This window comes from Pseudomonas putida, assembly GCF_028682395.1.
Classification (GTDB): domain Bacteria; phylum Pseudomonadota; class Gammaproteobacteria; order Pseudomonadales; family Pseudomonadaceae; genus Aquipseudomonas; species Aquipseudomonas putida_AB.
This window is the reverse complement of the sequence record NZ_JANHLC010000001.1, coordinates 564130-577071: the sequence shown is the minus strand read 5'-3', so window position 1 is coordinate 577071 and position 12942 is coordinate 564130. Positions and strand designations below refer to the sequence as shown.

General features: G+C 61.5%; 9 protein-coding genes and 1 pseudogene. 5 read left to right on the top strand and 5 right to left on the bottom strand.

Going from position 1 to position 12942, the window contains the following annotated elements; genetic code table 11:
* Positions 1-61 precede the first annotated feature (61 nt).
* Positions 62-1093, bottom strand: a pseudogene (locus NPS46_RS25235) (HAMP domain-containing protein); the annotation flags it as partial.
* Positions 1094-1278: 185 nt separating this feature from the next.
* On the opposite strand from NPS46_RS25235, the gene NPS46_RS02740 reads away from it, so the two are divergent.
* The gene (locus NPS46_RS02740) at positions 1279-2766 is read left to right on the top strand and encodes a helicase HerA-like domain-containing protein (protein WP_274104852.1); all 1488 of its coding nucleotides are present in this window, start codon (positions 1279-1281) and stop codon (positions 2764-2766) included.
* Here the strand turns inward: NPS46_RS02740 and NPS46_RS02735 are convergent.
* Positions 2763-3227 carry a DUF721 domain-containing protein gene (locus tag NPS46_RS02735; RefSeq protein ID WP_274104851.1) on the bottom strand — a complete coding sequence of 155 codons (465 nt, stop codon included), beginning with the start codon at positions 3225-3227 and terminating at the stop codon, positions 2763-2765. The two genes, NPS46_RS02740 and NPS46_RS02735, sit on opposite strands and share 4 nt — an antisense overlap.
* A gap of 307 nt (positions 3228-3534) precedes the next feature.
* Here NPS46_RS02735 and secA point away from each other — a divergent pair, with 307 nt between their 5' ends.
* The 4 genes from secA to NPS46_RS02715 all read left to right on the top strand — a co-directional run bounded on the left by secA (position 3535) and on the right by NPS46_RS02715 (position 9296).
* On the top strand, positions 3535-6270 hold the full coding sequence (gene secA, locus NPS46_RS02730; RefSeq protein ID WP_274104850.1) for a preprotein translocase subunit SecA: 2736 nt from the start codon (positions 3535-3537) through the stop codon (positions 6268-6270).
* 123 nt (positions 6271-6393) lie between these two features.
* Positions 6394-7611 (top strand): bifunctional glutamate N-acetyltransferase/amino-acid acetyltransferase ArgJ, encoded by a 1218-nt coding sequence (gene argJ, locus NPS46_RS02725; RefSeq protein WP_274104849.1) that lies wholly within the window; start codon positions 6394-6396, stop codon positions 7609-7611.
* 111 nt (positions 7612-7722) lie between these two features.
* Positions 7723-8355 (top strand): glutathione S-transferase family protein, encoded by a 633-nt coding sequence (locus NPS46_RS02720; protein WP_274104848.1) that lies wholly within the window; start codon positions 7723-7725, stop codon positions 8353-8355.
* A complete protein-coding gene (locus NPS46_RS02715) occupies positions 8352-9296 on the top strand; it encodes a Nudix family hydrolase (protein WP_274104847.1) in 945 nt (314 codons plus the stop codon). Before NPS46_RS02720 ends, NPS46_RS02715 begins: the two co-directional genes overlap by 4 nt.
* Before the next feature lie 63 nt (positions 9297-9359).
* Here NPS46_RS02715 and NPS46_RS02710 read toward each other — a convergent pair whose 3' ends face one another.
* Genes NPS46_RS02710 through NPS46_RS02700 form a run of 3 tightly spaced genes read right to left on the bottom strand, consistent with a single transcriptional unit; the run spans position 9360 to position 12941 of the window.
* The gene (locus tag NPS46_RS02710) at positions 9360-9938 is read right to left on the bottom strand and encodes a cob(I)yrinic acid a,c-diamide adenosyltransferase (protein WP_274104846.1); all 579 of its coding nucleotides are present in this window, start codon (positions 9936-9938) and stop codon (positions 9360-9362) included.
* A gap of 2 nt (positions 9939-9940) precedes the next feature.
* On the bottom strand, positions 9941-11977 hold the full coding sequence (locus NPS46_RS02705) for a sensor histidine kinase (protein WP_274104845.1): 2037 nt from the start codon (positions 11975-11977) through the stop codon (positions 9941-9943).
* Positions 11978-12023: 46 nt separating this feature from the next.
* Positions 12024-12941, bottom strand: coding sequence for a putative 2-dehydropantoate 2-reductase (locus NPS46_RS02700; protein WP_274104844.1), 918 nt, complete (start codon positions 12939-12941; stop codon positions 12024-12026).
* Position 12942: the final 1 nt, after the last annotated feature.

The following is a 12942-nucleotide window of genomic DNA, read 5'->3' as shown; positions in this document are numbered from 1 at the left end:
CGACTTCATTGACATGCTCGGTGGCCGAGGCGACTTCACGGATCGAGCCATGGATACGCTCGACAAAGTGGTTGAACGCCTTGGCCAGGGTGCCGAACTCGTCGTGATTGTGGATCGTCAGGCGACGGGTCAGGTCACCCTCGCCGTCGGCGATATCGCGCATCGCCCGGGTCATGGTGTGCAGCGGGCGGATCAGCAGGCTGATCAGCATACCGAGCAGGGTAATGCAGGCCGCGACGGCGACCACGGTGGCAATCAAGGCGGAGGTGCGGAACGTCGACAGGCCGGCAAAGGCTTTGTCCTTGTCGACGGACAGGCCGACGTACCAACTGACCGAGGAAAGCCCCTTGATAGGCGTAAAGGCAATGATGCGTGGCTTACCGTTGAGCTGTACTTCGCTAATGGTATCGCCGATGCGCGGCGTGTCTTGGGGAAAGAGCTCCTTGAGCTGCTTGGTGGTCATGTTTTTGTCCGGGTGGACCAGGATCTTGCCGTCGGCACTGATCAAAAACGCATAACCCATGCCATTGAAGTCGAGCGCATTGATGGTGTCGGTGATGGCTTGCAGGCTGACATCGCCTCCGACCACCCCCAGGCTTTTACCGGCCTGGCGCACGCTGTCGACAATAGCGATCACCATTTGCCCGGAAGAAAGGTCCAAATAGGGTTCGGTGATGGCCGAGCCGCTGCTGCTCTCGGCGATCTTGTACCAGGCGCGGACGCGGGGGTCATAGCCTTCGGGCATCTTGCTGTCGGGGCGAGTGGTGAACTGGCCTTGCGTGGTGCCCAGGTAGGCGCCGATGAAGGTCTGCTTGATCGCCTCCTGTTCCAGCAACTGATTGACATGGCCGAGTTCGGGGTTGAGGGCGATCGACTGTGCCAGGTTCTCGATCAGCAAGCTGCGCCCGGCCAGCCAGGTCTGGATGGTGTGGGCAGTGGTGTCACCCATATCGTGCAGGTAGTTGTGCAGATTGCTGCGAATGGCGTTGCGTTGCAGGTAGTCGTTGTACAGCGTGAACAGCGCAAAGGTGGCGATCACGATCAGGGACGCAGCAAGCAGGATCTTGTGTCTGAAGCTGAGATTTGTGTTCATGGCTTGTGGGGTCCGCTAAGGTCTTTATATGTTCGGGGTTGCAGTCAGCGTGAGCTGGCGATGTCGTGAAAGTCAGGGGCTAGTGCTTCCCTGCTTGGAGACTTATCCGACATGATTCTTAATGTTTCTGGTTCGCCGCCTGAACTATCGACCGCGCGAGGGAAAGCTTAACCATGGGTGATGAAATGGCTGATACATCGCAACTTATGCTGGGTGCCAATCTGTCCGGGCAGCCGATTGCCCAGGCCATGCGCCTGGCTAACCGGCATGGCCTGATCGCGGGCGCCACCGGCACCGGCAAGACCGTGACCCTGCAACGTTTGGCCGAGGCCTTCAGTGATGCGGGCGTCGCGGTATTCGCCGCCGATATCAAGGGTGACCTCTGTGGTCTGGGCGCCGCGGGCCAGCCACAGGGTAAAATCGCTGAACGTATCGCGGGCATGCCCTGGCTTAATCATCGACCCCAGGGGTATCCGGTGACGCTGTGGGATGTTCACGGACAATCCGGTCATCCATTACGGACCACCCTGAGTGAAATGGGGCCTTTATTACTGGGCAGCCTGCTCGAGTTGACCGATAGCCAGCAGGCCGCACTCTATGCGGCATTCAAGGTCGCCGACCGTGAAGGGTTGTTGTTACTGGATTTGAAGGATCTCAAGGCACTGCTCAATCACCTCAAGGAACACCCGCAATTGCTTGGCGAGGACAGTGCGTTGATGACCACCGGTTCCAGCCAGGCCCTGATGCGCCGGCTGGCGACGTTGGAGCAGCAGGGCGCCGAAGCCTTGTTCGGTGAGCCGGCCCTGCAACTGGAGGATCTGCTCCAGCCGGCCAGCGATGGGCGCGGGCGCATTCATCTGCTTGACGCCAGCCTCCTGGTGCATGAAGCACCGAAGGTCTATGCGACTTTTCTGCTCTGGTTGCTGGCCGAGCTGTTCGAACAACTGCCCGAACGAGGCGATGCGGACAAACCGTTGCTGGCGCTGTTTTTCGATGAGGCGCACTTGTTGTTCGCCGATACCCCGAAAGCCCTGCAGGATCGCCTGGAACAGGTGGTTCGCCTGATTCGCTCGAAAGGGGTCGGCGTCTATTTTGTGACTCAGTCGCCCAGCGATTTACCAGACGCCATTCTGGCCCAGCTCGGCCTGCGGATTCAGCACGGTCTGCGGGCGTTTACCGCCAAGGAGCAGAAATCCCTGCGGGCAGTCGCCGACGGGTTTCGGCCCAACCCGGCGTTTGACAGCCTCGCGGTACTGACCGAGTTGGGAATCGGTGAGGCACTGGTCGGGACCCTGCAGGACAAAGGCACGCCCGCCATGGTCGAGCGCGTGCTGATCGCGCCGCCGCAGTCGCGCATCGGTCCTTTGAGCGAGGCCGAGCGTGCGGCCTTGATTCGCACCTCGCCGCTTGCGGGGCGCTACGACAAACCGATTGATCGCGAATCAGCCTATGAAGTCCTGATGGCGCGCAAGGCTTTGGCCCCGACCGAACAGGCGGCGCCAGGCAAGCCGCAACCCGAGGAAGAAAGCCTGGCCGACAAGGCCGGCGAGTTTTTGGGCAGTACGGCGGGGATGGCGCTCAAGTCGGTGGTGCGCCAGGCGGCCAACCAGTTGGGGCGCCAGTTGGTGCGCGGGCTGATGGGGTCGTTGCTGGGTGGCAATAAACGCCGTTAGCGGCTGGGATCCTTGGGCCGGGCATGGCTGGCCAGGCGTTCGAGGGCGGCGCGCAGGTTGGGGTCGCTGATGCCCTCGGCCGTTGCCTGGAGGGTTTCGGCGGCCTGGTTCGACAGGTCCATGGTATGGCCGGCAGCGCCTTGCTGGACCGTTGGCGGCTGTACCTTGAACAGGATCCGCGTGAGGTTGGCGAACTCTTCAAACGCCTGCAATTGACGTTGCAGGCGTTTTTGCTGATAGCGCAGGCGCGTGGCCCAATGCCCGTCGGTGACGATCAGCAGCAAGGTGCCTTCGCGCCAGGAGGCGACGTGACAATGTTCGCGGGCCGCCGGTTGCAGCTGGCTGTCGAGCAGGCGCTGCCAATGGGACAGACGCTGGGCCTGGACAAAAATGGCCTTGAGCGGCTTGGCTTCACGCAACAGAACGGCGGGCGCCCGGGCCGGAAGAGGGCGGAATGCCATAATTAGACACCTCGGGTAACAAGGCGCCATGGTAGCAGAAACCCCCTGCGACACTGGGTTGCATCGATCGCGTGCGGGGTTTGTCAGACAATGAGCCAGCAACTTCTCGCGTTTATGGCTTGAAGTTCGGCCAAAAGGCCTTATTTTAACCAGGCCCCAGTAACAGCGCTGTGCCAGCATCGTGGAATAACGCCACTTTCCTCACCATCGTTTCCGGGTAGAATGCTCGTTCGCATGCGGCCATAAGGGCTGCTCGGGCGACTCACGGGGCCGCCCTCCATCCCTATGTGTGGAAGAACCTGCCGATATGTTTGCGCCTTTGTTAAAGAAACTTTTTGGAAGCAAGAACGAGCGCGAAGTCAAACGCATGCTCAAGACGGTACAGATCGTCAATGCGTTGGAAGAGCAGATGGTGGCTCTTTCAGACGAGCAATTGCGCGCCAAGACCCAAGAGTTCAAAGACCGCATAGCTAAAGGCGAGACCCTCGATCAATTGCTGCCCGAAGCCTTCGCGGTTGCCCGTGAAGCCGGCAAGCGCGTCATGGGCATGCGCCACTTCGACGTCCAGTTGATCGGCGGCATGACCCTGCATGAAGGCAAGATCGCCGAAATGCGTACCGGTGAAGGCAAGACCCTGGTGGCGACCCTCGGCGTGTATCTCAACGCCCTGTCCGGCAAGGGCGTGCACGTGGTCACGGTCAACGATTACCTGGCCCGCCGCGACGCCAACTGGATGCGCCCACTCTATGAGTTCCTCGGCCTGACGGTCGGTGTCGTGACACCGTTCCAGCCACCGGAAGAGAAGCGTGCGGCCTACGCTGCCGACATCACCTACGGCACCAACAACGAATTCGGCTTCGACTACCTGCGCGACAACATGGCTTTCAGCATGGAAGACAAGTTCCAGCGCGAGCTCAACTTTGCCGTGATCGACGAAGTCGACTCGATCCTGATCGACGAAGCCCGTACACCGCTGATTATCTCCGGCCAGGCCGAAGACAGCTCCAAGCTGTATATCGAGATCAACAAGCTGATCCCGCAGCTCAAGCAGCATGTGGAGGAGGTCGAGGGTGAGGTGACCCAGGAAGGGCATTTTACCGTTGACGAGAAGACCCGTCAGGTCGAGCTCAACGAAGCCGGTCACCAGTTCATCGAAGAGATGCTGACCCGTGTCGGTCTGCTGGCCGAAGGCGAGAGCCTCTACTCGGCACATAACCTGGGCCTGCTGACCCACGTGTATGCCGGCCTGCGTGCCCACAAGCTGTTCAATCGCAACGTCGAATACATTGTCCAGGATGGTCAGGTCGTACTGGTCGACGAACACACCGGCCGTACCATGCCGGGTCGTCGTTTGTCCGAGGGCCTGCATCAGGCTATCGAAGCCAAGGAAAACCTCAATATCCAGGCGGAAAGCCAGACCCTGGCTTCGACCACGTTCCAGAACTACTTCCGTCTGTACAACAAGTTGTCCGGCATGACCGGTACGGCCGACACCGAAGCGTTCGAGTTCCACCAGATCTACGGTCTGGAAGTGATGGTCATCCCGCCGAACAAGCCGTTGGCGCGTAAGGACTACAACGACCTGGTTTTCCTCACCGCCGAAGAGAAGTACGCGGCGATCATCGCCGATATCAAGGAATGCATGGCCCAGGGCCGTCCCGTCCTGGTCGGTACCGCCACGATTGAAACCTCGGAGCACATGTCCGCCCTGCTGCAAAAGGAAGGCATCGAGCACAAGGTTCTGAACGCCAAGTTCCACGAAAAAGAAGCGGAAATCATTGCCCAGGCGGGTCGTCCCGGCGCGCTGACTATCGCCACCAACATGGCTGGTCGTGGTACTGACATCCTGCTGGGCGGCAACTGGGAAGTCGAAGTGGCCTCCCTGGAAAACCCGACCCCTGAGCAGATCGCGCAGATCAAGGCCGACTGGCAGAAACGCCACCAGCAAGTGCTGGAGTCGGGTGGCCTGCAGGTGATCGCCTCCGAGCGTCACGAATCGCGTCGTATCGACAACCAGTTGCGTGGTCGTGCGGGGCGTCAAGGTGACGCTGGTTCCAGCCGCTTCTACCTGTCGCTGGAAGACAGCCTGATGCGTATTTTCGCTTCGGATCGGGTGAAGAACTTCATGAAAGCCCTGGGTATGCAGCCAGGCGAGGCGATTGAGCACCGTATGGTGACCAACGCAATCGAAAAGGCACAGCGCAAGGTTGAAGGGCGCAACTTCGACATCCGTAAGCAATTGCTCGAGTTCGACGACGTCAACAACGAACAGCGCAAAGTGATCTATCACATGCGTAACAGCCTGCTGGCCGCCGACAACATCGGCGAGACCATCGCAGACTTCCGTAAAGATGTGCTCGATGCCACCGTCAGCGCCCATATTCCTCCACAATCGCTGCCCGAGCAGTGGGACGTGGCGGGCCTGGAAGCCGCGCTGCAGAGCGATTTCGGGGTGAAACTGCCGATCCAGCAATGGCTCGACGAAGACGATCACCTGTACGAAGAAACCCTGCGCGAAAAACTGCTGGCCGAACTGGTTGCCGCCTACAACGAGAAGGAAGAGCAGGCCAGTGCCGAAGCCCTGCGCACCTTCGAGAAGCAGATCGTCCTGCGCGTACTGGACGACCTGTGGAAAGACCACCTGTCGACCATGGACCACCTGCGCCACGGTATCCACCTGCGTGGCTACGCCCAGAAGAACCCGAAGCAGGAGTACAAGCGCGAGTCGTTTACGCTGTTCTCCGAGCTGCTCGATTCGATCAAGCGCGACTCGATTCGCGTGCTGTCCCACGTACAGGTGCGCCGCGAAGATCCGGCCGAAGAAGAGGCCCGCCTGCGTCAGGAAGCCGAAGCCCTGGCCCAGCGCATGCAGTTCCAGCACGACGAGGCCCCGGGTCTCGAGCAGCCGGAGTTGCTGGGTGAAGAAGTCGACGTCGCCCTGGCCAGCGCCCCGGTTCGCAATGAGCAGAAACTGGGTCGCAACGAACTGTGCCACTGCGGTTCGGGCAAGAAATTCAAGCATTGCCACGGGCAGATCAACTAAGGTCATCCCACCGATGTTGTAATACCCGCGCCGCGACCGGCTTTAGCCGTCGCGGCGTTTTACCATTATTGAGCAGGCCACCCGCCAGCGGGCGGGGCCTATATTTTGTTGAGGAGCGCATTCATGGCTGTTGGTCTTGGTCCTTTGCCCACGTTGCACCCGGTTGCCGGTTTTGAACTCGGTATTGCTTCGGCCGGCATCAAACGCCCGGGGCGCAAGGATGTGGTAGTGATGCGCTGTGTCGAGGGCTCGACCGTGGCCGGCGTGTTCACCCTCAATGCGTTCTGCGCCGCGCCGGTGATCCTGGCCAAGCAGCGTGTCCAGGGCACGGTGCGTTACCTGCTGACCAATACCGGCAATGCCAACGCCGGTACCGGCGAGCCAGGCCTGGCGGCGGCTGCGCGGACCTGCGAGAAGCTTGCGGCGCTGACCGGCGTCGATGCCAGTGCCGTGCTGCCGTATTCCACGGGGGTGATCGGCGAGCCATTGCCGGTGGAAAAAATCGAAGGTGCGCTGCAGGCTGCCCTGGATGATCTGTCCGTGGATAACTGGGCGGCCGCGGCCACCGGGATCATGACCACCGATACCCTGCCCAAGGGGGCCAGCCGCCAGTTCCAGCACGATGGCGTCACCGTCACCGTCACAGGGATCAGCAAGGGCGCGGGCATGATTCGGCCCAATATGGCCACGATGCTCGGCTATATCGCCACCGATGCCAGCGTTTCGCGTGAAGTGCTCCAGGACCTGCTGCTCGATGGGGCCAACAAGTCGTTCAACCGCATCACGATCGACGGTGATACCTCGACCAACGACTGCTGCATGCTGATCGCTACCGGCCAGGCCAAGCTGCCAACCATCACCGAAGCCAGCGGCCCGCTGTTTGCGGCACTGAAGCAGGCGGTGCTGGAAGTCTGCATGGAAGTGGCCCAGGCCATTGTTCGTGACGGTGAAGGGGCGACCAAGTTCGTCACCGTTGAAGTCAATGGTGGCGCCAATCACCAGGAATGCCTGGATGTGGGCTATACCGTGGCGCATTCGCCGCTGATCAAGACGGCGCTGTTCGCTTCCGACCCGAACTGGGGCCGCATCCTGGCGGCAGTCGGCCGTGCCGGTGTGCCGGACCTGGATGTCAGCAAGATTGACGTGTTCCTCGGTCCGGTCTGTATTGCCAGCCAGGGCGCTCGCGCGGCCAGCTACACCGAAGCCCAGGGCGCAGCGGTCATGCAGCAGGAAGAGATCACCATCCGTATCGAACTGGGCCGTGGTGCGTGCAGCGAGACCATCTGGACCACCGACCTGTCCCACGAATACGTGAAGATCAACGCCGAATACCGCACGTGATGGGCTGCTGAACGCTTTCGCGGGCCAGCTCGCTCCTACAGATACAGCCCCACCCCCTGTAGGCGCGAGCAGGCTTGCGATGGCCCCCTTTAACTAACAAAGGATCCGGCCATGAGCCTTCATCTGATTATTGGCGACAAACTGTATTCCTCCTGGTCCCTGCGTGCCGCCCTGGCACTGGAGCTGACCGGCGAGCGCTACACCGAACAACTGATTCGCCTGAATCAGCCGGATAGCCGCCAGCAAATGCTGGAGCATTCGAGCACCGGCAAAGTCCCCGTGCTCAAGAGCGAGCATGGTGTGGTCGCCGACTCGCTGGCGATTATCGAATACCTCAATGACCGTTTCCCTGACGCCTGCCTGTGGCCCGCCGATATCGCGGTTCGAGCGTTTGCACGTTCGGCGTGTGCGCAGATGCACAGTGGCTTTTTCGGCCTGCGGGGCAACTTGCCCTTTGATTTGAGCCGCGACCAGGCGTTGGTGCCAATGCCGGATGAGGCCCAGGCCGATATCGAGCGTATGGTCGCGCTGTGGGCCGAGTGTCGGGCGGTAGCCACCGAGAGCGGTCCTTATCTGTTCGGGCGCCTGACCCTGGCCGATGCCTTTTTCGCACCGGTCGCGGTGCGCTTGCGCACCTATCGGGTAGCGTTGCCAGCCGATGCGCTGGCCTATATCGAGGCCATCTACCAATGGCCAGCATTTCAAGCCTGGCAACGGGCTGCTTTGGAGGAAATCGGCAAGTGAAGCGTGTGCATGTGGCAGCCGCCGTTATCCGCGGGCTCGACGGGCGGATTCTGATCGCCCGGCGTGCCGACACTCAGCACCAGGGTGGCCTCTGGGAGTTTCCGGGGGGTAAGGTCGAGGCGGGCGAGAGCGTTGAGGTGGCGTTGGCTCGGGAGTTGAGCGAAGAGCTGGGCATCGGCGTGACGACGGCCCGTCCGCTGATCGCTGTGCGCCATGATTATCCGGATAAGCAGGTTCTGCTGGATGTCTGGGAGGTTTCGGCCTTTACCGGCGAGCCCCATGGCGCCGAGGGGCAGCCGCTGGCCTGGGTAACCGCTCGGGAGCTGAGCGACTACGCGTTTCCCGCGGCCAACCAGCCGATTGTGGCCGCTGCGCGTTTGCCGGCCGAATACCTGATTACGCCTGACGGTCTGGAAACGCCGCAGTTGTTGCGGGGTATGCAGAAGGCCATTGCCGGTGGCATCAAGCTGATCCAATTGCGGGCGCCCAATGGCTACGACCCGAAGTACCGCGACCTGGCGGTAGATGCGGTCGGACTGTGTGCGGGCAAGGCGCAGTTGATGCTCAAGGGGCCGCTGGAGTGGCTGGGCGATTTCCCGGCAGCGGGTTGGCATTTGACCGCCAAGCAGTTGAGCAAACTGGCCAGTGCTGGCCGGCCGTTTCCAAAAAATCGCTGGCTGGCGGCTTCCTGCCACAACGCGCAAGAGCTGTCGCTGGCCCAGCAGATGGATGTGGATTTCGTCACGCTGTCGCCAGTTCAGCCCACCCAGACCCATCCGGATGTCGAGCCTTTGGGTTGGGAGCGGGCGACGCAATTGATCGAGACGTTCAATAAGCCTGTGTATCTGCTCGGCGGTGTGGGGCCGCAAGAGCGCCAGCAGGCCTGGACCAGCGGCGCACAAGGGGTTGCCGGCATCCGGGCGTTCTGGCCTGGGGAATAAGCTCGTCGCTCTTTCCTACAAAGTGAAGCGTTGATTTTGTAGGCAAGAGCTGGCTCGGGCGCTTCAGGCGGGCTTGGTCGCTGCCTGCCAAAGGATTTCCTCGACGCCCTCGCGCCGGGCAATCAGGCGCGCCGTCACAAACAACAGATCCGATAGCCGATTGATATAGGCCAGCCCCACGCCTGTCATCGGCTCCAGCGCATTCAACTGCTGGCAGCGCCGCTCTGCGCTGCGGGCCAGGCTGCGGCAGATATGGGCATGGGCAACCAGGGTCGAGCCGCCCGGCAGGATAAAATTTTCCAGCGGGCCCAATTCTTCGTTCCAGTCATCGATCACGCGTTCCAGGCGTTCAATTTCAGCTTGATCGAGGGCCTGGTAGGTCGGCATCGCCAGCTCGCCACCCAGGTCGAACAGTCGATGTTGGCAGGGACTGAGCACCTCGATGATTTCATCCAGGCGCTGATGAATCACGCTCTGTTCTTCCAGCGCCGCCAGCAGCAGGCCCAACTGGCTGTTGAGGCTATCGACTTCGCCAATGGCCTCGATGCGTGGGTGGTCCTTGGGCACGCGGCGACCGTCGCCCAGGCCGGTTTCGCCGGCATCGCCGGTGCGGGTGTAGATCTTCGAGAGGCGAAAGCCCATGGTCACGACTCCGTGTTGTGTAGTTCGGGAAGGGGAATCTGGCTACCACTCAAGGGCAGGCGCAAGGTGAAGCAGGTGCCCTGACCGAGGGTCGATTGCACCTCCATCTGGCCTTTGTGGTTGTTGGTGATGATGAAATACGAGACGGACAGTCCCAGCCCTGTGCCCTGGCCAATCTCCTTGGTGGTGAAGAACGGCTCGAAGGTGCGCTTGCGAATATGTTCCGGCATGCCGACACCGTTGTCTTCGACCTGGATTTCCGCCCAGGGCGGATTCAGCCGAGTGCGCAGGGTAATGCGCCCGGGCTCGTGTTCATCGTCGCGCTGGTGAATGGCCTGGGCGGCGTTCTTCAACAGATTGAGCAGCACCTGCTCCAACTCGTTGGCGGTGCCCATGACTGGCCCCAGTTGCGGGTCGAACTGGCGGACGATGGCCTGGCCCTTGAAGTCGAAGCCAATCGCCAGGTCGAAATCGTTGCCCGCGATCTCTACCGCCTGGTCAATCAGGGCGGGCAGGTCGCAAGGCGCCATCTGGCGGTTGCTGCGGCGGCTGAAGCTGAGCATATGGGTCACGATCTTTGCTGCCCGGGCGCCGGCTTGCTGGATATCGTCGAGCAGTTTCGGGACTTCGCGGCCTTCCAGGTAGCGGTTGACGGTGTCCAGGTCGATATTATTTTGGGTCGCCAGCTCCAGGTTCTTGGGTAATTCGGGCGACAGCCGCCGGCGAATGTTCTGCACATTGTGCAGGATGGCGCCCAGGGGGTTGTTGATCTCATGGGCCATGCCGGCCGCCAGGCCGCCGACCGAGAGCATTTTTTCCGACTGCACCATCATTTCTTCCAGGGACAGGCGTTGGGAAATGTCGTCGATACGGATCACCACGCCTCGCCCGGCACCGCCCATCAGCGGGTAGAACGTCAGCGCATAGTGGCGCGCCTCGTCGTCCTTGATCCACGTGACGCGCTCGATCTTCGCCACACTGTGGCGTTCAACGGTGTCCTTGAGCTCCGGCAGAAACGGTTTGAGTGGCTCGAAAGCCAGGAAAATTGGCTGGTTCAGGGCTTCATCTAGCGGCGTGCCGGAAAGCAAGCTGGCTTCCTGGTTCCACTGGGTCACATACAGCTGTTCATCGAGGGCGATCAGTGCCGAGGGCATCGAGTCGATAATGCTGTTGAGGTAGTTCTGAAAGCCCGTCAGTTTTTTCTCGATCTTGCTGCGAACCTGGACTTCCAGCTCCAGCTTGCGGTTGGTATGCCGGGTTTCCTCGGCGAGGGCCTGGGCCTGGTCGTACGCCGCCTGGGAGTCATCGCTGGCCCGTTTGAGCTGCTGTTCGCGGGCTTCGATGCGCGACAGCATGGTATTGAAGGCCTCGGCCAGGCTGCCGATCTCATCGTTATTGCCCGGCTGGGCGCGCAGGGCGTAGTTCTCTTCACGGGTGACCTGGCGCGAAAGGACTTCGAGCTGGTGGATCGGCTGCGTGATCAGGCGCTTGATCTGGCGGGCGATGACCAGCCAGAGCAGCACACTGAAAATCAGGATGCCCAGGCTGGCAGTCAGGGTGCCGGTGTAGAAGGCCATTGGCAGTTCGCTGCTGGCGACCAACAGCAAATGCCCTGGCGGATGACCGGGGCGTGGCAGGCTGACCAGTTGGCTGGTGCGAAACTCGGTCAGGCGCCAGCTTTCGATATGACGGTAGCGCTCCGGCAGTTTCAGGTGTTCGCCGTGCTGCAATTGGGCCAGGCGATTGCCGTTGGCGTCGTACAGGGCGGCGGCCCGCAGTGGGGTATAGCTGTTCAATTCGTCGAGCAGGGCTTCGGCGGCCTCGGGCGAATCGAGCGCGTGGGCGGAAATCTCCGGGTTGGACACCAGTCGACCAATGGTCTGCAAGGCCTGGGGCGCCATGCTTTCCTGGGAGATCCAGTAGGCGGCGCTGATAAAGGTCAGGTTGGCGACCAGCAGGACGGTCGTCAGCAGGACCAACAGGGCGGCCAGCAGTTTCTGGCCGACCGGCAGGTTTTCAAGGCGCTGGCGCAGAGGCATAGGACGGGGTCGCACAAAGGAACGAGTGGGCAGGGTAGCGCGCTGTTCAGTCGCTGGGCAATCCACGTTGGCGCAGTTGGCTGATCAGGCGCTGCAGCAGTTGCTCCAGATGGGGCAAGACCCGTTGGTGGCGCGTAGCCGCAGCACAGGCATAGCCCAACAGATAGCTGATTTCGGTGCGTCGGCCGCTGTCGACATCCTGGAACATGGACGAATAGTTGGCCGCCGTGGCCTGGATCACCCGTTCCACCTCGGCCTGCAGTTGCTCGGCCGCCGCGGGCTGGCCGCAATGTTCGAGCAGCTCGCTCAATTCGAGGCACAGTGTTGCCACCTCGCAGTGATGCTCCAGCAAACCGCCATTGCGGCATTGGTACAACACGGTCAGCGGGTTGATTGCGCAGTTGAGTGCCAGCTTGCGCCACAGCCGGGTCAGGATATCGGCGCTCCATTCGTGGCGGATGCCGGCCTGCTCCAGTTCGCCCAGCCAGCTCGGAGCCTGGGGCTGGCGAACATCGCCCAGCCAGTTGTAGCCGTGGCCGGCGAACACCACGCGCCAGTCGTCTTCGCGGAATGCGCCTTCGGTGCTGGAGGCAAAGATGCACCGTGCCTGCGGGACTCGGTTAGCCACCCTGTCCTGGCTGCCGAGGCCATTCTGCAGCAGGATCAACTCCGCCTGTGGGCTCAGGCGCGGTGCCAGCGCATCGATGGCCGCTTCGGCGTCGTAGGCCTTGCAGGCGAGCAGCAGGCGATCAATGGGTTCATGGCAGGTCAGGGTCTGGGCGGGGATGGCGTACAGCTGCGCTTCACCCTGTTCGACCAGGGTTAGTCCGCCTGCGGCCTGATAGCTTTTCAGCCGTTGTGCGTCGCGCAGGATCAGTGTCACCGGCAAGCCGGCGCGGGCCAGGCGGCAGGCCCAGAGGGTGCCCAGGCTGCCGACGCCGAGGACGTGCCAGGTGGTGCTCATC